Annotated in this window: 15 protein-coding genes; 6 read left to right on the plus strand and 9 right to left on the minus strand. The window is 45.8% G+C overall.

The genetic code is table 11. From position 1 onward, the window contains the following. Positions 1–17 precede the first annotated feature (17 nt). Positions 18–455: a hypothetical protein gene (locus tag RQM65_RS08405; RefSeq protein ID WP_314014125.1), complete on the minus strand. Its 438-nt coding sequence runs from the start codon at positions 453–455 to the stop codon at positions 18–20. Between the two features lie 475 nt (positions 456–930). On the opposite strand from RQM65_RS08405, the gene RQM65_RS08410 reads away from it, so the two are divergent. The 3 genes from RQM65_RS08410 to RQM65_RS08420 are packed head-to-tail and all read left to right on the plus strand — an operon-like array spanning position 931 to position 3,977. After that, positions 931–3,138: a PAS domain-containing sensor histidine kinase gene (locus RQM65_RS08410; protein ID WP_314014127.1), complete on the plus strand. Its 2,208-nt coding sequence runs from the start codon at positions 931–933 to the stop codon at positions 3,136–3,138. After that, complete coding sequence (locus RQM65_RS08415) at positions 3,135–3,557, plus strand: response regulator (protein WP_314014129.1); 423 nt, start codon at positions 3,135–3,137, stop codon at positions 3,555–3,557. Before RQM65_RS08410 ends, RQM65_RS08415 begins: the two co-directional genes overlap by 4 nt. A gap of 24 nt (positions 3,558–3,581) precedes the next feature. Further along, positions 3,582–3,977, plus strand: coding sequence for a response regulator (locus tag RQM65_RS08420; protein ID WP_314014131.1), 396 nt, complete (start codon positions 3,582–3,584; stop codon positions 3,975–3,977). A gap of 22 nt (positions 3,978–3,999) precedes the next feature. Here RQM65_RS08420 and RQM65_RS08425 read toward each other — a convergent pair whose 3' ends face one another. After that, complete coding sequence (locus RQM65_RS08425; RefSeq protein WP_314014133.1) at positions 4,000–5,382, minus strand: DUF5689 domain-containing protein; 1,383 nt, start codon at positions 5,380–5,382, stop codon at positions 4,000–4,002. A 137-nt stretch (positions 5,383–5,519) separates the two neighbouring features. After that, positions 5,520–8,246 carry a carboxypeptidase-like regulatory domain-containing protein gene (locus RQM65_RS08430; RefSeq protein ID WP_314014135.1) on the minus strand — a complete coding sequence of 909 codons (2,727 nt, stop codon included), beginning with the start codon at positions 8,244–8,246 and terminating at the stop codon, positions 5,520–5,522. A gap of 140 nt (positions 8,247–8,386) precedes the next feature. Between RQM65_RS08430 and RQM65_RS08435 the strand changes: the two genes are divergently transcribed. After that, positions 8,387–9,604 carry an endonuclease/exonuclease/phosphatase family protein gene (locus RQM65_RS08435; protein WP_314014137.1) on the plus strand — a complete coding sequence of 406 codons (1,218 nt, stop codon included), beginning with the start codon at positions 8,387–8,389 and terminating at the stop codon, positions 9,602–9,604. Between the two features lie 85 nt (positions 9,605–9,689). Here RQM65_RS08435 and RQM65_RS08440 read toward each other — a convergent pair whose 3' ends face one another. From RQM65_RS08440 to RQM65_RS08465, 6 genes are all read right to left on the minus strand, one after another. Next, entirely contained in the window at positions 9,690–10,280 is a 591-nt protein-coding gene (locus RQM65_RS08440; RefSeq protein ID WP_314014139.1) for a 3-keto-disaccharide hydrolase, read from the minus strand. A 108-nt stretch (positions 10,281–10,388) separates the two neighbouring features. Beyond that, positions 10,389–10,829 carry a hypothetical protein gene (locus RQM65_RS08445; protein WP_314014141.1) on the minus strand — a complete coding sequence of 147 codons (441 nt, stop codon included), beginning with the start codon at positions 10,827–10,829 and terminating at the stop codon, positions 10,389–10,391. A 92-nt stretch (positions 10,830–10,921) separates the two neighbouring features. Beyond that, a complete protein-coding gene (locus RQM65_RS08450) occupies positions 10,922–13,573 on the minus strand; it encodes a TonB-dependent receptor (protein ID WP_314014143.1) in 2,652 nt (883 codons plus the stop codon). Between the two features lie 278 nt (positions 13,574–13,851). Then, complete coding sequence (locus RQM65_RS08455) at positions 13,852–15,150, minus strand: M23 family metallopeptidase (protein WP_314014144.1); 1,299 nt, start codon at positions 15,148–15,150, stop codon at positions 13,852–13,854. 171 nt (positions 15,151–15,321) lie between these two features. Next, positions 15,322–16,176 carry a DUF3108 domain-containing protein gene (locus RQM65_RS08460; protein WP_314014146.1) on the minus strand — a complete coding sequence of 285 codons (855 nt, stop codon included), beginning with the start codon at positions 16,174–16,176 and terminating at the stop codon, positions 15,322–15,324. A gap of 517 nt (positions 16,177–16,693) precedes the next feature. Then, positions 16,694–17,497, minus strand: coding sequence for an EcsC family protein (locus RQM65_RS08465; protein ID WP_314014148.1), 804 nt, complete (start codon positions 17,495–17,497; stop codon positions 16,694–16,696). A 207-nt stretch (positions 17,498–17,704) separates the two neighbouring features. On the opposite strand from RQM65_RS08465, the gene RQM65_RS08470 reads away from it, so the two are divergent. Together RQM65_RS08470 and RQM65_RS08475 are read left to right on the plus strand one after the other, a co-directional pair. Continuing rightward, positions 17,705–18,763 (plus strand): transporter substrate-binding domain-containing protein, encoded by a 1,059-nt coding sequence (locus RQM65_RS08470; RefSeq protein WP_314014150.1) that lies wholly within the window; start codon positions 17,705–17,707, stop codon positions 18,761–18,763. Positions 18,764–19,064: 301 nt separating this feature from the next. After that, entirely contained in the window at positions 19,065–19,607 is a 543-nt protein-coding gene (locus RQM65_RS08475) for a CopD family protein (protein ID WP_314014152.1), read from the plus strand. Positions 19,608–19,621: the final 14 nt, after the last annotated feature.

Here is a 19,621-nt window from a genome sequence, read left to right on the forward strand (position 1 = left end):
TAGAATCTATCAATGGCTCAATCCGAAGCTTGAGCCATTTTATCCGTTAGTTGCCGATACATGTTCTGAGTTTCGGCGGAGTCAACCAAATTAATATATAATTTAAGGGAATCTTGATACGTTACGGCGATTTTTTGATGCGAAAAGTCGTCGACGAATACATATGCCTTTTTATCGGAAAGCGAATCCTTGTATTCCCTATATATTCCCTTGCCCTTTTCCTGTACCGAAAATCCGGTCAGACGTTCCATGGGCGGTATTCTATCCACAAGCTTGACGCTGTCCAATTCCGAATATTTCAATTTTTTATAATAAAATCCGGAAAGGATCTTCATTTCGTCGGGACTAGTCGAAGTCCAGTTCTTATAATGCATGACGAAGGCCAACAGACAGACGATGACGGTCGTCACCGCCACAAGATTCCACAGCCACAATCGTTTCTTCAATTTGCTCATTTTTGTTTTGCCCGAAAAAGTGCGTCTTACCTATGAAACTGATCAGAACAGATTATATTGTTTTGATAGCATGGTTTTTGAAGAATAAAATGGTAGCCATAGAATCTACCACGGTCCTTTTTATGAGTGTTCAAGCTACACATCCACGCCCAACAAATACCTACCGGGTTCCATTACCACGTAAATGTGTGCGCCTTCTATCTAGCCACATGCTGTACAATTCTTTTTCTTCCATCTCAAAATAATGCGGTTCGGCGTCTCCTATGAACAATAAGCCATCCCATTCTGTCGTTTAAAAGCAATAAAAGCAGGACGAAATGCCTTGTTTAAATGTAAATATTACAAAACAATTAGTAGCTGCTGGTACAGTGTAACTTTTTTTGCCTCCACCAAAAGATTCGAGGAAGCTTTTTTTTAGGTCATTGCTTACATCCTATATTATACTTTGTATTAACCTGCCAAACCAAAGCCTATTTTGCAAACTCTATCGATTGATTTTATTATTCGGGATTCTCCAACGGCGGTGGCCGTTCTGGATTCAAATTTGTGCTTTATCAAGCATTCCGCCATCTGGCATCGTGATTTTGCTTCAGATTTTGACGCTATTATCGGCAGATATTATTACGATATCTTACCGGATACACCTGATTTCCTCCGTGAACTATATTCCAATTGCCTCCGCGGAGCCTCGAACAGCAACCCCGGAAAGAAATTTGTTTCCGTCAACGGAACCGTTACTTGGCTTAGTTGGAAAATCAAACCTTGGAGAGACGATGATGACACAATTAAAGGGCTAATCATCGTACTCGAGGATGTTACGGAAATAAAGCGCAAGGAAGAGCTGTTGCTCACTTCCCAAAAAGTAGCAAAAACAGGGGCCTGGGAGGTAGATTTATTATCCGACCGGGTCTATTGGACTCCCATTACCAAGGAAATCCACCAAGTGCCCGAAAGTTACGAGCCAACCTTGGAAACTGGAATCAATTTCTATAAAAAAGGCCTACATAGGAACACTATAACCCGATTTGTGACTGACGCCATGAACGACGGCACTCCATGGGACGCAGAATTTATCTTAGTGACGGCCAGGGGAAACGAGGTCTGGGTACGGGCCAAAGGCGAGGTCGAAATTGTCGATGGTAGGCCGACCAGGCTTTACGGCACCTTTCAGGATATCGACGAAAAGAAAAAAGCAGAGCTAAAATTCATCGAAACTTCCGAAAGATTGGCCATCGCTACAAAAGGAGCCAAAATCGGCATCTGGGACTATGACTTTGCCACCCGCAAGCTAATATGTGATGAGAATATGTTCAAGCTATACGGGGTAGATGAATCAAGCTGTAATGACCGATATGCGGAATTGTTTTCGGTGTTGCATCCAGAGGACCGGGAATCGGCGTACAGGGCTTGGAAAATAGCCGTTTCAGGGCTAAAAGAATTCGATACGGAATTTCGAATTGTCAGGCCCGACGGAAAAATAAGGCATCTCAAGGCCTTGGGCGTGGTACAAATGGACGCCGAAGGGCGCGCCCTTAAAATTACCGGCACCAACTGGGACATTACCGCTCTCAAGAAGACCCAGATGTTGCTCAAAAATAGCGAAGAGTCGTTCACGGGAGCTTTTGAAAGCTCCAGTATCGGTATGGCTTTGGTCGGGCTTAAAGGGCAGTGGATGAAAGTAAACCAAAGTCTCTGCAACAGCCTTGGGTACGAAGAAAAAAAACTGATGCAGATGACCTTTCAGCAAATTACCCATAAGGAAGATTTGGAAAAAGACCTGCACCTGCTACAGGAGCTGCTCGATGGCAAAAGAGATTCCTATCAAATCGATAAACGCTACTATCACAAGTCCGGAAAGATCGTTCACGTAATCTTGTCGGTAACGGGAGTTCGAAAGATCAATGGCGAACTATCGCATTTTATTTCGCAGATCATGGATATTTCCCCACGGATAATAGCGGAAAAAGAACTTACCCGACTGGTCGAGGTTACCTCAGAACAAAACGAAAGCCTTTTGAATTTTGCCCACATCGTGTCCCACAACCTACGCTCGCATTCCAGCAACCTATCGATGCTTTCGGGATTTCTGAACACTGAGACGGACGAAGGCGAGCGAACAAATTTGGTGGAGATGCTCCACGATGCATCTGAAAGCCTTAGCGAGACCGTTGTGCACCTGAACGAGGTAGTGCAGGTCAAAATAAATGTCCACGACAAAATGAAGCCTGTCAATTTATATAGAACCATTAAGGGTGTTAAAAAAAACCTCGGCCTACTGTTGCAGGAAGAAAATGCAAAATTGCATATAGAAATCGATAAAAATCTTGTAGTCAACGGGATATCGGCTTATCTGGACAGTATTTTTTTAAATCTGATCACCAACAGTATCAAATATAGTTCGTCGGACCGCCCCCCGGTCATTACTATCGGTTCGCAAAAAACTAACGGGAAAATCATTATATCTTTTTCCGACAATGGTCTCGGTATCGATTTGAAGCGTCATGGTGACAAACTCTTTGGAATGTACAAGACCTTTCACCGCAATAGCGAAGCAAAAGGGATTGGTCTCTTCATCACCAAGAACCAGATCGAGGCCATGAACGGCAAGATTGAGGTGGAGAGCACCGTCGACGTTGGAACAACTTTCAAACTTTATTTCGAAACTGAACATTCTAAGGTATGACAACGACTAAATTCAGAACGAACAAGATTGATAAAGCCTGTATCATAGATGATGATCCCATCTTCATTTACGGCACCAAACGCCTGATGGCAGAGGTTGGCTTTTGTAAGACGGTCTTGGTCTTCGAGAATGGACAAGACGGTATTGACGGACTTAATAAAATTACCGTACAAGGAGAAAGACTTCCTGCGGTGATCTTTTTAGACCTGAATATGCCCATCATGAACGGATGGGAATTTTTAGAGGATTTCACGCGAATTCCAAATCACAACAGGGAAAAGGTAATCGTTTATATCGTTAGTTCCTCGATCGACCCCAGGGAACTGGGACGAATAAAAAATTACAAGGTAGTTAACAACTACATTCTCAAGCCTATAACTAAAGAAGACCTGGTCAACATACTCGAAAGAGCTTCCTAGTAGGCTACTTGTAGCACCATATCTATGATGAAAGTCCGTAATCAAACCTGTATCATCGACGACGATGCCATTGCCGTTTTTGGCTTAAAACGAGCCATGGCCGCTGTCGATTTTACTTCCGAGCTATCGACTTTCGGGCACGGACTCGACGCGCTGGAACATTTCGGGCAATTGTTGGAGGATGGCTCGGAATTACCTTCCTTGATCTTTATAGATCTGAATATGCCCGTAATGGGTGGCTGGTATTTTATGGAGGAGTTCATAAAACTCATTCCCAGCAAAAAGGATAGACCCGAAGTCTTCATCATGACCTCCTCTTTAGATATCAGAGATGTTGAAAAAGCCAAATATCTCGGTCTGGAAGACCATTATATCATCAAACCTATAACTTCGGATGTTTTATTGGGGATTCTGGGTTGATTTCAATGGACAGTTTCCATCCCTAATCCCGTTTTCCCGGAGTAAAGTCCCCAGGAGCATTTTGGGGTGACTTTACCGTGCCTGCATCCCCTGAATCGTTATAGATAGTCCACTCGGCAATGTTGTAGCTAGGGTTTCCTTGAGCTACATCCGAATTTCGTAAGGCCCGTCCGTCCTCAAACTCGTGATCGGTACCTGTGCCATCTTCCCCGACCCTACCGAACACATCGATGACCTTCCCGAACGGGTCGACCAGTTCGAGGTTATCGTCCCCGTTGGAATCAGCGGGACTGTTCTTGCCAATGCCCAGATCTGGGGCGAATCCATAAACGGTCTCGAACTCGGTCGGGTTGGGCGAGACGACGAAGGTAGCCTTGCCGTCAATGGTAAAATCTGACAGATCGACCGAAGCGCTTATTTCGGTATTGGCATTGGTATACCGCCGCAAGGTCCATCCCTTCAAAGGCAAGGGCTCCTCGGCCGCGTTGTATAGTTCGACGAACCGGGCCGCTAGATTGTTATCGGGATCCGCCAATTCGGAAATAAAAATTCGGTTTGAGCTAAATTCATCGACCAAGTCCGCACAGCGGTCCTTTTCAAAGCTGATATCCTCCAAGCTGCGGATTGCCAATCGATACTCGTCCTTCTCGCGGAGCAGTACGCCAGTAATGCTTCCCCTGCCTTCAGGTAACAGCTCCGCCTGAAAATCGGAATATCCGCTGTTGAGCAAAACAACTTCATTGTCATTGCAGTCCGTCAAATGCCGTTCGGTCTCCTCGCGCTCGACGGCAAAGCTTTGTCCCAGCTCTTCCTCGGCTATTTCGACATCCTCAAACCGCACCAAGGTATTCGTTAGGTTTTTTGGGAGGTCTGGCAGGGAGACCGGCGTCGGCTCAACAGCCGTTTTCCCATCGCAGGCCACGAAGATATGGCTTTCGACGACGGGGGATGGCAATCTACCCACGGAGGCATTTCCAAAAGAAGTGAAAACCCCGCCAATCTTGAACACCTCTTTACTCTTTCCGAGGTACAGACCTTTCAGTTTGATAAAAATCTTGGTGCCGATGGGATAGAACAAATGCGAATCACGCAGATCGATCTCGATCTGGAAGCCCTCCGCGGGGTCGGTCGGGCTATCTTGAAAATGGAGCGCACTGAAAAAGTTGCCCGCTTCATCCGATGAGACCACATAGCCTTCGATAACCAGGTCTTGTTGAATCTGCATCGTTTCATCGACGTATAAATTTTTGACTTCGGCGTAGGTGGTGTTGGCGACCAGCTCCATAGCGCAATCCGCGGATGGCGGGTCGAAGCTGCGGTCTTTGACGCACGACAATAGCATCGACCCGGTCAGAACAAAAATGCAGGTCCTTGAAAATGTTCGAAATGCTGTTGTTTCCTTCATTTGTTCGATTTATTCTGTAAAACCTTTTGATCGCCCGGCAAAGTACAGGTTTGGGGCGGTTGTTTTTTCCCTTCGCATGCATGTTAAAAAACTGCGCGAATTGAAGAGGAAATCTCTTGTGCGACTTCATCTTCAGTTCAAAAACTATAGGCCAGGTTCAAAAAATAGGTCCGTCCGTATCCGTACCAATATTTCGGGGCAAAAGACGGCGTGCCGCTCAGATTATCCTCTTTTAACTGTCCGAAATTCCCGTTTCTGCTCTGCTCATAGCCACCGGTCCGAAATCCGGTATCGAACAGGTTGTTGACGCTCGCAAAAACGCTGATGTACTTCCCGTTCTTGAGCCATGATTTTCCCCCGACGAGATTCAACAAGTAGAAATTGTCCAAGGGCTTTTGTGCCAATAATTTGTTTACATTCTCATCGGTCGCATCGGGAAAGGTCGCTCCCGTTTCCGGGTTGAGATAAAAGCTTCGGGTTCGGGTAATGGCCGATATATTGGCATAGTTGTCGGCCAGATAATTGGCGGTCGTGCTTATCCACCAATATTTCGGGTCGCGGTATTCGACCCCGACCGCATATGCCTGTTGCGGACCTTGCGCCAACCGATAGTTTTTAATGATGGCTTGTCCAAGGTCGATCCGGCCCTCTAAATTGATCAGATCTTCTTCCCGTCCCGCGGTATCGAAATTTATAGTGAGATCCGGATGACTGGCGTACAGATATTTTCCAACTGCAGCTACTCCGGTCAATTTTACCGCCGAAGACAGTTGGTATTCCAGTCCCAATTCAGTACCCATGTGCAGTTTGTCAAGATCGGTAAGCACTTCTTGAACAAAATCGGAGCCTACCCCCGTATCAACGAAAAAGAAATTGACATCGGTCGTGTTTTGAAAACGGGTGTAAAAGCCAGTGAGCCTGCCGGTCAGTTTGGGGAGCCGAAGATGATAGTTCAAATCTACGGTGGATACCGTCTCGCTTTGTATGCCGGGAACAGTTCCATTATTCTCCCTGGGATTGATAAATACGTTCTGCAAGACCGGAGGCCGTGTCAGATAAGCACCTTGCACCGTGATTCCGTGCCTACCGGTCAAATTGTAGGTGAATCCCGATTTGATGCCATAATCCGCGAAACTGACCTTTTCGCTTTCCCCCAGCGAAGCATCGGGGAACCTTTCGTTTTGAAACAGGCCCTCTCGCTGATAGTTTGAGGTCGTATAATTTCCTGCGAGGAAGGCATTCCACTTGGTATGGGTGTACCTAAATTGGGCGAAACCATCGAATTTGGCGGCATGCATCCTATAGTTGTAATTGAAAATGGCCGCTTCCCCTTTTTGGACTTCGCCGGTAACATCATTTCGAGTGTCGGAAAACGGGTCGATGTCCTCATAAAAATCCGCCCCCAACAAATCATCGATTTCCGCATAGTTTTCGGAGGTCAATTTTTTAAAGGTCAGTCCGAAATCCGCCTGGAGCCGATCATTGATAGTCCAATTGGCCAAGGCATTTCCCGTCAGTTGGGTATCATCGGCCACATCGTCGTACAGCACATAGGCCGCTTTTTCACGGGCGTTGGCGGTATAGGTTTTCTGCCAGTCGAGCTGCGGGTTGTTCAAAAACCTCTCTTTGACGCTGTTAGCGCTGGCGAAATTGGCGCCAATGGGACTGTTGATGTAGAAACTGGGTAGGTAGCGGTAATAGGTCGGATCGGGATTCGGCGCGTTGTAGTAGCCCAATCGACTCCGGGCGTTGGTGCCAAATTGATAGGAAATTCCCGTGTTCAGGTTAAAATTATCCGAGGTATAAAAATGGTTCAACATCAAGATCGGTTCGGCAATCTTACGTTCCCTAGAATTCCGGATCTTCGCGTCTTGTTCGCCCCAATAGGGATTGTAGCGCTTCCCGGCCAGTTCAAAGACCTCTTCTGTAATCGCCGACGAGCGGCCGCGACGGTTTGACGCCCAGAGTCCCGTAAGATTTAAGCTGTTCGCTTCGTCGAACCGATATTCCACAGCTCCGAAAGCCGAATAGGCATCATAGAGCGTGCCATCGATATAACCTTGTTTGGCCCATCTTCGTGAAGCTGAAACGCTATAGGCAAGCCCGTTTTTCTGTAATCCGGAATTATAGGTAGCCATGAGCCGCCCGGCATAGGTACGGTTCGATGCGGAGGCGGAAAGCCGTGTGCCGGGCCGCATTCCGGAGGGTCGGGTGTCGATGTTAGTGTTGCCCAGTATTCCCCCGAAAGTATAATCGGAAGCGGTCAGGCCGTTACTGAACTGTTGGTTTCGAGTCACATCGTTCAGGCCTCCCCAGTTGTTCCACTGCGGTCGGCCGTCGTAAAATTTATTCATGGGAATGCCGTTAATGAGCACCTTTCCGTTCTCGGAATCGTAGCCGCGTACCCTGAAAAAAGCCTGTCCGAAATCGAAGGCGGCCCGGTTCAAAAAGACATCGCGGGTGGCTTGCAGCAAAGCGGAGGAATTTGAATTGATCTCATCGTCCAAAAGCTCCGATTCGGTAAGGCTGATCAGGTTGTCGGTCTGTTCTACGGATATATCCTTTTCTAGATAGAGGATGCCCAAGTCGAGGTTTTGACCTTCGATACTAATAGGAATACGTTTGCTGACAAAGTCGGATGCCGTCAGGCTCAAGATATAATCCCCATTGGATGGACTAATGATCTTGAACTGCCCGTTACCATCCGTTGTACTTGTTGTTCGGTGTGTTTCGATAGCGACCGTGATCCCGACAATTGGAACTTTGGTACGTGCGTTCACAATAGTTCCCGATACTGTTGGGGTTTCTTGGGCAAACGAACCGAAGGTTAAAGTAAAGATTATCAGTGAGAACAAATATCGCATCGGAGAGGGTTTAGTTGTCTTCGCCCCGCGTTGACAAAACGACGAATTCCGTCAAGTTATCGAGTAAGCTATCCCTTGGACAAACAAATCCCTTAAAACGGGTTTTTATTCGTTAATTGGCATTTCAACCCTCTCATTTTATGAAAATCAGGCTCTTGTTGGCTCTATCGTTACTTAGTCTATCTGGTCTCGCACAAGAGGAAAAACAATTTCAAATACGGACCGTCGCCTTCTATAACCTTGAGAACCTGTTCGATACCGAAAACGATACCCTCATCTTTGACGATGACCGAACGCCTGAAGGCAAGGATAACTGGACCCTTGAACGCTATAACCAAAAACTGGACAACCTTTCGAGGGTATTGTCAGAAATCGGTTCGGATGTCACAAAAACCTCCCCGGATATCCTCGGAATCTGTGAGGTGGAGAATTTAAAGGTCATCGAAGATTTGGTCAACCACCCGAGTCTGGTGGACAAAAATTACGGTATCGTTCATTTTGACTCCCCGGATGAACGCGGCATCGATGTGGCTTTGCTCTATAAGAAGGCCGTTTTTATGCCTACTTCGTTCGCCAGCCGTCGGTTGTTGTTGATGGACGACGAGGGAGAACGCAACTACACCCGGGATCAGTTGGTGGTCGGAGGATTATTGGACGATGAACATTACTATTTTTTGGTCAACCATTGGCCTTCCCGAAGCGGGGGAGAGGCGCGGAGTAGGCCCAACCGGATGGCAGCGGCAAAACTGAGCCGACGTATCGTTGACTCCCTCCAAAAGCTGGATGTCGCTTCCAAAATTGTCGGAATGGGCGATTTTAATGACGATCCGATCAATGACAGCTTTAAAAAGATATTGAGAACGAATTCCAGCCCGGATGAAGCGCATAAAGCCGAAGTTGAAATAAAGCGCAAATGGTTATGGAAATGGAGAAGGAAAAAGAATGGAGATGCTAAAGAAAAGGAGGCCGACTCAAACAGCGCCAGGGAACCAGGTGAAAGAGTTTCGGCACTAATGGAACTGCCCAAGCCGCCGCGCCTCTTCAATCCTATGGAAGACCTGTATCGAAAAGGTATCGGTTCGCTAGCCTATCGGGACAAATGGAATCTTTTTGACCAGATCTACTTTACCGAGAATCTCATCTCTAGCAATGTGTTCAAGGATTCCGACGACCGACAATATCGTTTCTGGAAAGCAGGTGTGTTTAATGCCCCTTACCTCGTCTCAAAAAAGGGCCGTTATAAGGGGTATCCGTTCCGAACCTACGCGGGAGGGAGTTATACCGGCGGGTATTCTGATCATTTTCCGGTGTATATGTACTTAATTCGTAAGGCTTCGTACGACGAGGGAAGAAAGTAGCAGTTATTGCGAGCCATTACCTGCCAAAGGCAATATCGGTGTGGCAATCTTTTGCCTGCGCATCGCTCCTCGCAATTATTTTTTGCTACAAGGATTTAAGCTCGATATTGCGCCACTTCACCTTAATTCCCCCACCATCGTGGATTTGCAGGGCGATGGAGCCTTCCCCCTCCCCGATCTTTTCGTCGGTCAGGGTAACCATTTCGGTTCCATTGAGCCATGTGGTCACTGTATCGCCGTCAACTCGGATTTTCATTTTGTTCCATTCGCCCATCTTAAGGGCCTTATCTTTTTCAGGATCGGGCTTGATGATCCAACCACGCCCGTAAGATTCATAGATTCCGCCGGTGTCATGGCCCGGAGGCGCGACCTCGACTTGCCAGCCGCTAATTTTAGTGCCATCGATGGTAGAGCGGATAAAGACCCCGCTATTGCCGTCGGCTTCCTGTTTAAACTCCAAGGTCAACTCAAAGTCCTTGTAGTGATCGTCGGTGGCGAGATAGCCATATGCCTCATCGGGACCGCTCTCGCAGATTAGCAGTCCATCTTCGACGTACCATTTTTCGGTACCGTAGATGGTCCACCCGTCAAGGTTTTTACCGTTAAAAAGTTCCTTTGTTTGGGCGAAAGTCAGCGTGGTAAGGACCAATGCCCCTAGTGTTATTATGTTTTTCATGTGAGTGATTTGTTTAATCGATTTGTTTTTAATTGGATTCAGAGGTATTCAAGCGGGAGTTTTAGGTCGACCGCAACCGAAGCGCCAGAATGATAAGATCCGGTGTTTCTAGTTGAACCACTGGTTCCAAGGGATACGGCTTAAAATCAAAATCAGGCCGAGCCCGTAAAAGATGCTGATAGTCTTGAATTTTTTCCGCCCCTCCATAAACTTCTTATGCCGTGACCAACCTATCGTAATCAAAACGATGGCAATGATGTTGATAAACGGATGTTCAACGGCCAATAACCTCGCCGGGGCGTTCAACCCTCCCATGCCCAAGGTCTGGATTGCCTTTAGGCCGCTTGGCGAGACAAAAAATAGTAAAAGCCCTATCAAGAGCTGGATATGGGAAAATATCAAAGCAAAAAGACTGAGCCGTAAATCCTTTTCCATGGTAAACATCTTGTTGTTTACCCAGCCGATAATGGCATTGGCCACGGCAAAAAACAGAATGGCCAATACGATGTATGCCAAATAGGAGTGAACGACTTGTATAGTTTCGTACATAGGATTCGATTTAAGGGCTAAAGTACTGAATTTTGGGGGACAAAAAAACCCTGATGATGAAGTCAGGGTTTAGAACTTATCCTGTCTGATTACTAGAAGCGGTACATGACGCTTGCATTCCAGGTACGGCCTAAACCATAGTACACCCCAAAAGCATCCGTTTGGTTAATATAGGCATTGTTGAATAGGTTATAAATATTGGTTCTGAGGATGATATCCTGCTCGCCCATTTCAAAAGTGTAACCAGCGGTAAAATCCATTACTCCGTAAGGATCCAATTTACTAGTCTCATATGAACTTCCTTCGGCGACAACATCGGCCACATCGACAAACTCGTACAGGTTGTTGAAATGGTTGTAAAATAGTCCGACTTCAAAACCACCTTGTGTTTTATAGTTTACATTGGCCCCGAAGGTTAGTTGTGCGGCATTGCTGACCTCGACTCCGTCAAGGTTGACATCCCCGTTAAAAAAATTGGCCGATAGGGGGTTGCCGTTCTGATCGACATAATCACCAATATCTTCATTTACAAAATAGGTGTTGTCCCTAAAGTCCCTAGTCCGATAGGGTGTACTGCCATCGAACTTCCAGTCGCCTATAGAGGTGTAGGCCCCGAAGGTCAATCCTTGCATCACACGATATTGCGCATCGATTTCCAGACCTTGATGCAATTCGGTCACATCGGTCTGTTCCCTGTTTATATCAATTTCTTCGCTGGTAGCCACATTGACAATAGAATTACCGTTTGCAATAAAACGGTTGGCCCATTCCGTGCGATACAGGTTAACGTTCAACCGAAAATCGTAGGTATCGTATTTGTAGCCCAGTTCGATTCCGGTAATCTCTTCGTTATCCACTTCCGGCTCGGCCAGTTCTGCGGTACCTGAAAAAACATTGTCTAAATAGGGCTGTCTGGAATAGAAGCCGGCATTTATAAAGGCAGAATTCTTATCATTAAAATTATAGGCCCCTCCACTCTTTATATTGTAGCCGAATTTGTTGGCTTTATCAGAGGTTTCTGTAGTTTGGTTTCCGGAAGTGTCCGTGGCAAATCTATCCTCTCTTTGATAGGATTGATTGGAGGCCGCACCTTGAAAGAATACCGAATACGCATCCCTTGTGTATTCAAACTGACCGAAAATCCCTTGGTAGTTAATATCTTCGGAATAATCATAATCGATTCTTTCGTTCTCCTCGGCAAAATCAAACACGGTTTTCCAAGGGTTAAAACTATAGGATTCGGTAACAATCCGGTCATCGGGACGGTCGTTCGACCAGCCTTGAAGACCGTAAAAGTCGATTACTTGCCGAAAATGATCTCCGGTATAAAATCTAAAATCGGCCCCGACGTTCATAGTAAGGTATTCGTTGAACTCATGACCGAAATTCGAAACCAACCCGAACCATCTATGGTTGTTCATCGATCCTCTTCTGATATAACCCGCCCCGTTGGGCGCATCGAAATCACCACCAACTCCGACAATAGCGTTTCTCTCGCGATTTGCGGCGTAATCGATTTGTCCGCTAACACTCTCCCCTGCAACTTGATAGTCAGGCAGTCTCAATGCGCTGTTACCTCTGGGACCCGTGCCTCCACCTCGTCCGAACGATGCATATGCCACGGTAGAAAGATCCGATTTGTCGGAAATATCCCAATCCCAGTTGAGGTTGATCACCGGTTTATGATAAAAATTGGTTCGCTCTGATTCCAGCTCGCCTTCATCAATACCCCAATGCTGGTTGTACAGGCGATATTCTTCTATGACTTCTCTTGGCTGTGACCATCTTTGCATGTGCCATTGCGGCGCCCCGAACACTAAAAAGTTGAAGTTATGGTCGCCTAAAAGCTTTCCGACGGAAAAGAAATAGTTCTGACCTTGACCTTTTGTTCCCTCCGCATACTTTCGCTGTGCCTGCCAATGGTCGAGCATCACTGAAAAACCCCATCCATTATCATTTAAGCCGGAGTCATAAGAAGCGGTAATTTTCGCATAACTATCGTTACCTGTCATTATCCTGCCAAAACCACCTTCTTTTCTATCCGTAGCCTTCGTTACAATATTCACTGTACCACCTACCGAAGAGATGGCCAATTTTGAAGAACCAAGACCTCGCTGTACCTGAACCGCATTAGCTATATCCATTACACCCTGCCAATTCGACCAGTACATATTACCATCTTCCATTCCGTTGATGGGTTGACCGTTCAGTAGAAATGCCGTATTGGTCTGATCAAATCCTCTGAGATACATTTGCGAATCTCCAAAGCCTTGTTGATTGGAGACGTAGACCGAGGGCACATTCTTCATGACTTCGGGAAACTCAACGTTACCTGTAGAAGTGGCTTGTATTACATCTTTCGTAATTGTTGTCACAGCTATAGGCGTGCTTCGATCTTCTTCCAAATCGATGACGCCAGCACCTATAACCACAACTTCAGCCAATTGCTCCGCGTCGGGCTGAAGCGTAATGCTGCCTATATTCCCTGATGAGCTGAAATTAGCGGATTGTCTCACGTAACCGATGTAGGAAATCATCAGAGTTCCCGAATCCGTAGAAACATCAATACTAAAATTACCGTCAAAATCGGTGGTGGTTCCATTTGTAGTTCCTTTTTCAACGACGTTGGCCCCCGGAAGAACATCACCGGTTTCTCCATCTACCACTGTTCCCGTAACCGTTCCCTGTGAGAAAGTGACCGCCGTCATGAAAAGCGCAGCCATTGCGAAATAGAATTTTTTCATTTTCTTGAGTATTTGTTAGAGTTAGTTTTGCGTTGCACTACGAAAAATGCGGCTGTGATCAGCATACGAGCTTAGATCGTCCGTTTCATATACATCACAAAATTAACAGAAATTTGGGATTGCCGGCAGCTGCAGGGCAAGAAGTTATACCCATGTTATCAAGAAATATGAAATTCTCGCTCCGACTCTTAATAAATAGAATAGACCTCAAGGTTATAGCTGCAAATGCACCTATTTCGAAAATAACTGGGAAACACTCGGCCCGATTCAAGGTTTTTTCAATCCAACGAGGCCAAGTCTTCCGATAATACCTCTTCTTCAGCCGGCTTTTCGGGATACTCCATACAATCCAATTGATCTTTGATCGGGGTAATATAGGTGAAGTAGTCGGGCTGCAGGGTCTCTGCCAAAGGTTCGGCCTTAGGGAGCTCTTCTTTCAATGGATCGACTTGCCGGCCGTGGCGCCAAAATCGATAACAGACATGGGGGCCGCTCGTATTTCCGGTCATTCCGACCCAGCCGATGACATCGCCCTGTTTCACGTGATCGCCGCGTTTGACATTCTGTTTTTTCATATGCAGGTATTGGGTCGAATACTTGCCATTGTGACGAATCTTGACGTACCGGCCGTTGCCGCCCTTTCGGGTCGATTCGGTTACGGTGCCATCGGCCGTCGCCATAATCGGGGTGCCCACGGGCGCGGCGTAATCGGTGCCCCTGTGCGGACGTATCCGGTTGCCGTAATACCGAATTCTACGTTTAAGATTGTAACGGGATGAAAGTCTCCCGAACTCGACGGGCATCCGTAGAAACGTTCTTCTCAAATTGTTCGCCTCATCATCAAAATAATCCACAATACTCTTGAGCGAGTCATTTTCGTAGGCAAAGGCATAAATCGGCTTGCCGTTGTGTTCAAAATAAGCGGCTTCGATGGGTTCGGAGCCGGCGTAGATCGAATCGTTTATAAACTTTTCTTTATAGATGACCTTAAACTTATCTCCTTTTTGAAGCATCGAAAAATCGATGGTCCAAGCGTACACATTAGCCAGATTGTGGGTCACCATATAATCGATTCCCTGTTCTACGAGTGCATTGGAAAGATTGGTCTCAATAATTCCGGATACTTCCTTTTCTTTATAAGTTACGTTCTTTCTCTCTTTGTAGGCGTTGACGCTATCCCTTAAATCTACCACGGTATAGTTGATTACGTCGTTTTCATAGATGAACACTTGGGCCGCGGCTGTAGTATCTTTTGATTTTAAAATCATATACGGCTGCCCCACCCTGATCTTACGGACATCGAAAGTGTCTCTATATTCTTGGGTAATCTTGGCGATCTTGGGGTAGTCCACTTTGTTTTCCAACATAAGCTCCCCAAAACTGTCACCTCGTCTAACCGTATCCAACTGTACATTGAATTCGTCCAGATTAAAACCAAAATGCTTGATAATGGGCTTTTCAAGGACCTCTAGAGAGGCGATATCAGCAGTGGATTGCTCGGTATTTTGTAGATTTTTATCTTCCTTACACGAGAAAGATAGTACCAAGATGAATAAGATGCCCCAGTATTTATGCATTATAAATTATTGTTTTTTAATCGGGGTTAAAGATACGGCCCAGCCGCCGTCTCCCCAGTTCAATTTGCTCTTTTTTAAAACTATTTTTCGGAAAATACGATTTTTTTACAAAAACAAGTTCCAAAGCACGGTTAAGATGGCCATTAGGCGTATCGCAAGTGCCAAAATTGCTTAATCCATGATGATCTTGAACTGGTTCTTGAGTCCGTTGTACGCCTCGAGATCCACCTTTATCGAACCAACGGCCAGATCGGCCTGTATCCGTATTGGAATACGGTTATCATCGGCCGAAACCCATAATGTGAGGCTTTCTTTTTCCTTGAATACCCTTCCGGACTGCACCAGGGGCCTGAATTTGTAACATTTGACCTTACCAAACTTGGTCTTCAATATCTCGGTGCCCAAATATTTAAGCTTAAAATCGAAAATACCGTCGTCGTCGTAAAGCATCTTCAACTTGACCGCCTCTCCTTGTACCAAATCTTTGGGGTCGTAGTTATTTCTGAGATAATAAAAGGCGGACAATAAGTCTTGAATACTATCCTGCAGGTCGAACTTGTAGGTTTTCTTGTTTTTTTTGTCGTTTAAGATTGCCTTATCCCTTTCATGGTCAAAATCAATTACGTAATCCTTCGTATACCCGCCTTCATTGATATTACGGACGAACTTATAGGGTTTCATATCCTCATCCATCCCAAAATAGCTCTCGTAGGTGTCATCGACTTTAAAGAACAGACTTGCAAACCCGGTAGTTTGTCCTTTTCCAACTACATGATATACGGGCTTCCCGTTAATCGAATTCGATTTTACGTGCAAGGTGGCATAGCTGGCATTCAGAAATCCGTAGTGCATCCGAAATTTGAGCCATTCGCCCGGTCGGAAGGCAGATTCATTTTTCGTGTACTTTTTACTTTCGTTAGGGGATGGATTCTGCCCGGAATTCAACGCGACGTCCTGCGAGTCGATTTGCTGTGCATTGACAAGCATACCAACCGATAGCAAGAAAAAGACTAGGGCGTTCTTCATGGCGTTTTTCAGTTAAAATTACAAAATGCTTTTAAAACGGGTGCTTAACAGCAGCGCAGTATTAGGATGCCATATTAATTAAACAAAATTTATTCCAAAGTATTGTATCGAATTATTTCAATATTTACAAAACCCCGGGCATTTACCATCTCCGGTTGTCGGTCGGACCCGTAATAAATCAAAAAAAGCCCTGACAAGACTGCCAGGGCTTTTCCTAAATAACCAACCAAACTTTAAATTATGAAAAACCAATACTTAAAGTTGCAAGGGAACCACCCCCTGCATTGACAAATATAAGGCGCATTTTCAGATGTGAAACCCTTTTAACGTACTTTAACTCGGGCCTTAACAAATATTTAGGCCACAAAGCGAAAAGGTCCTAGGAGAGCGTTTCAAATCTGGCACCCAAACCGGAAACTACAAGCTTAAAATGGCATTCTGATGTTTACATCCCGCAAAAAATACGGATGTGATTTTAGGGTATGATCATCTCAGAAAACCGATAAAGGGTCCAGTGCTATGCTTGAACCTCGATATCGTTGTAAGCGGCCTCGATGGGTTGACTCCCGTACTGCCGCTCTAGTCGTCTAATAGCAAAGTGCGCGTGGGCCATGCTCTGAAAATGCCGTATAAACGCCAAATTGATCGCCCCGCCCCCTACAGCACCGATTACAGGAACCGCTTGAGCTACAAATTTCTCGGAAACCTGAATGCTAAATCGTGAGGCCACAACGGCGAGCAAACGGAGCATTGGCTGGGAAGCCCCGACCAAGAATCCCTCTACTAATTTACTTGTTGAGCCCTTTACGGCAGCGTTCAGGGCGAGACGGGTTGCAAAATAACCCGTGTCAAGGCTATCGTCGTGTTTGGATTTTCCACCAAGGGCAAATACCTGTAAACACGCAAGCTGGGTGTCGAGTGCCTCTAGATCTTCCCCTTCGCTACGGGCGATATCCATTATGGAACGCATCATCATTTTGGTTGTCAGGCCAAGGTCCACCGCAAAAGCGGTAGCCCCAAAAGCCCCACCAAGAACTCCCGACGAGGTTACGATCGCCTTGTATTGGCTATTCAGGGGGGCAACGCCGACCTTGTCGGATTTCATGGAGAAGAGATTGCTCTGTACCACTTTTTCCAAGACCCCAAAACTGATCTGCCGCAACCACTGCTGCTGTTTTTCAGGTAATAACTGCACCCGACTATCGAGAAAGCTTCCCATTCGGTTTAGGCCCTCCATAGCCCACCCTATATTTTCCATTTTGAGCTTTGCGGCTCGAAGCGTTCGCAGGTCTTCGACAGTAAGCGATTTTGTTCCGATCATAGCATCCCTTTTAATAGTACAAGACAGAATTCCTAGACTTGTGCTGGTCTTTATTTAGTTCTAATGTAAGTATTTCCGAACGTTATATAATTATCCCATGTAAGTTTTTCACCCGAAAATCAATTTTAAGTACTTTTACCCGAATTATTAAAAATTTCCCGGATAGAAAAATCTAATATCCCGCTGCCACAATATTCAATCCAATCCATGCCAAAATTACCCCTTTCCATATTCTTCATTTTATCCCTACTTCAACTTACAGCCCAAAGCAAGTTAGACAGCACCCTGCGGGTTGGTTACGCGGGGTCGGAGCCTTTCGTCATGGCGGGTGATCAAGCGGAAGGAATTGCTCTCAATATCTGGAAAGAAATAGCGTTCAATGCAGAATTGGATTATACGTTCAAGCCCTACAGTTCGATTAACGAAGGGATTGTGGCCGTACAATCGGGGGAACTCGATGCCCTTGTCGGACCGATAACAATCAATTCGCAACGGGCCGTAAACATCGCATTTTCGCAACCTTTCTTTGATACCGAGATGGGCATCTTGGCGCCTGTCATGGAACTCACCTTGTGGGACCGCATAAAGCCCTTGTTCAGTCCCAATTTTCTGTATGCCGTGTTCGGTTTCCTGATGTTGTTGACTTTTGTGGGCTTTCTTTTTTGGTTGGTAGAGGGAAGAAAATATCCCGATGAATACGGCGGTAAAGCCGCTCAGGGCATCGGATCGGGCATTTGGTTGGCCTTGGTGACCATGACCACAGTGGGTTATGGCGATATGGCACCTAGAACTCCTTTGGGCAGGTTCGTAATCGGATCTTGGATGATCATTTCGCTGATTATGGCCACCTCGTTCGTGGCAGGTATTGCGACGACCCTGACCCTGACCGGGAAAAGCGAGAAAACGATCACCCAATTGAACCAGCTCGAAAACAAAAAAATCGCCGTGCCCAATTATAAAAAGGTAATAGATAATTTCAAGTCCATCGGGGGCATACCTGTGACCGTGGACAATGTGAAAGAGGGATATCAACTATTATTCGAAGGCGAGGTAGATGCCTTGGTCTATGACATCGTGCCCTTGGAGTACATCGCCAATCGGACCTCAAAAACTGATTTTAGGTTGAGTAAAAAAAATATCAACCCGCAACATTACGGCTTTGTATTTCCGCTGAACACTGATCTTCGACATATTACGAACATTGAAATATTAAAACTGAAGGAGTCCGGCGATATCGACCAGATCATTTCAAATTTCATCAAGTAAAGGGATATTGGTTCCGTCATTGATTTTACGAAACAATTTGAAAAACACTTAACGTTCCAAAAAAACCAAGGGCAGGAGGTGCAGAAAGGTCAATTGAAGGCATAGGGACGCCCTTGAGCATTGGATTTCGTTATTCGGATGTTGCAAAAAGTGCCGTGGTCTTTCCTTCTTGCTCTTTTCGTCCTTTTTCGAGTGGCGAAGCTTTCCAATCACAGATAGATATCAGGGTTGTCCACAAAATTCAGGCTAGAACCGGGATATTAATTAACTTTGAGCTCCGCAATCAAAACCTGTTCATCCCTTGTACGACTACATCAAAGCCCTGCACCTCATTTTTGTGATTACCTGGTTCGCGGGTCTCTTCTACATTCCCAGATTGTTCATCTACCAAATCGAGGCGTCGGATAAGCCATCCCCCGAAAGGGAAATCATTACCCGGCAATTACAGCTGATGAGCAAACGCCTGTGGTACATTATTACGTGGCCCTCGGCCGTTTTGGCCACCATCTTTGCCATTTGGCTGTTACTACTGATGCCGGGTTGGCTGCAACAATCCTGGATGCATGTCAAAATCGGGTTTGTCGTATTACTTTTTGCCTATCACCTTAAAAACCATCACATTTTCCGGCAACTGCAGCGCAACGAAATTCGATATACCTCGCACTTTATGCGTATTTGGAACGAAGGTGCTACCCTTATTCTTTTTGCCGTTGTTTTTCTGGCCATCCTAAAAAATGCCTTTAATTGGATTTACGGGGTCGTCGGTATTTTAGTTCTGGGGATTCTTTTAATGTTGGGAATAAAGCTTTACAAAAGAATAAGGAACAGCAATCCCGAGGCCTGACAAGGAATTACCTA

The sequence above is a fragment of the Pricia mediterranea genome (genome assembly GCF_032248455.1).
Classification (GTDB): domain Bacteria; phylum Bacteroidota; class Bacteroidia; order Flavobacteriales; family Flavobacteriaceae; genus Pricia; species Pricia mediterranea.

Bases quoted from the DNA above. Each gene is read 5' to 3' on its own strand.
- RQM65_RS08405 (WP_314014125.1), bottom strand. From the start codon at position 455: ATGAGCAAATTGAAGAAACGATTGTGGCTGTGGAATCTTGTGGCGGTG.
- RQM65_RS08415 (WP_314014129.1), top strand. From the start codon at position 3,135: ATGACAACGACTAAATTCAGAACGAACAAGATTGATAAAGCCTGTATC.
- RQM65_RS08420 (WP_314014131.1), top strand. From the start codon at position 3,582: ATGATGAAAGTCCGTAATCAAACCTGTATCATCGACGACGATGCCATT.
- RQM65_RS08425 (WP_314014133.1), bottom strand. From the start codon at position 5,382: ATGAAGGAAACAACAGCATTTCGAACATTTTCAAGGACCTGCATTTTT.
- RQM65_RS08430 (WP_314014135.1), bottom strand. From the start codon at position 8,246: ATGCGATATTTGTTCTCACTGATAATCTTTACTTTAACCTTCGGTTCG.
- RQM65_RS08435 (WP_314014137.1), top strand. From the start codon at position 8,387: ATGAAAATCAGGCTCTTGTTGGCTCTATCGTTACTTAGTCTATCTGGT.
- RQM65_RS08440 (WP_314014139.1), bottom strand. From the start codon at position 10,280: ATGAAAAACATAATAACACTAGGGGCATTGGTCCTTACCACGCTGACT.
- RQM65_RS08445 (WP_314014141.1), bottom strand. From the start codon at position 10,829: ATGTACGAAACTATACAAGTCGTTCACTCCTATTTGGCATACATCGTA.
- RQM65_RS08450 (WP_314014143.1), bottom strand. From the start codon at position 13,573: ATGAAAAAATTCTATTTCGCAATGGCTGCGCTTTTCATGACGGCGGTC.
- RQM65_RS08455 (WP_314014144.1), bottom strand. From the start codon at position 15,150: ATGCATAAATACTGGGGCATCTTATTCATCTTGGTACTATCTTTCTCG.
- RQM65_RS08460 (WP_314014146.1), bottom strand. From the start codon at position 16,176: ATGAAGAACGCCCTAGTCTTTTTCTTGCTATCGGTTGGTATGCTTGTC.
- RQM65_RS08465 (WP_314014148.1), bottom strand. From the start codon at position 17,497: ATGATCGGAACAAAATCGCTTACTGTCGAAGACCTGCGAACGCTTCGA.
- RQM65_RS08470 (WP_314014150.1), top strand. From the start codon at position 17,705: ATGCCAAAATTACCCCTTTCCATATTCTTCATTTTATCCCTACTTCAA.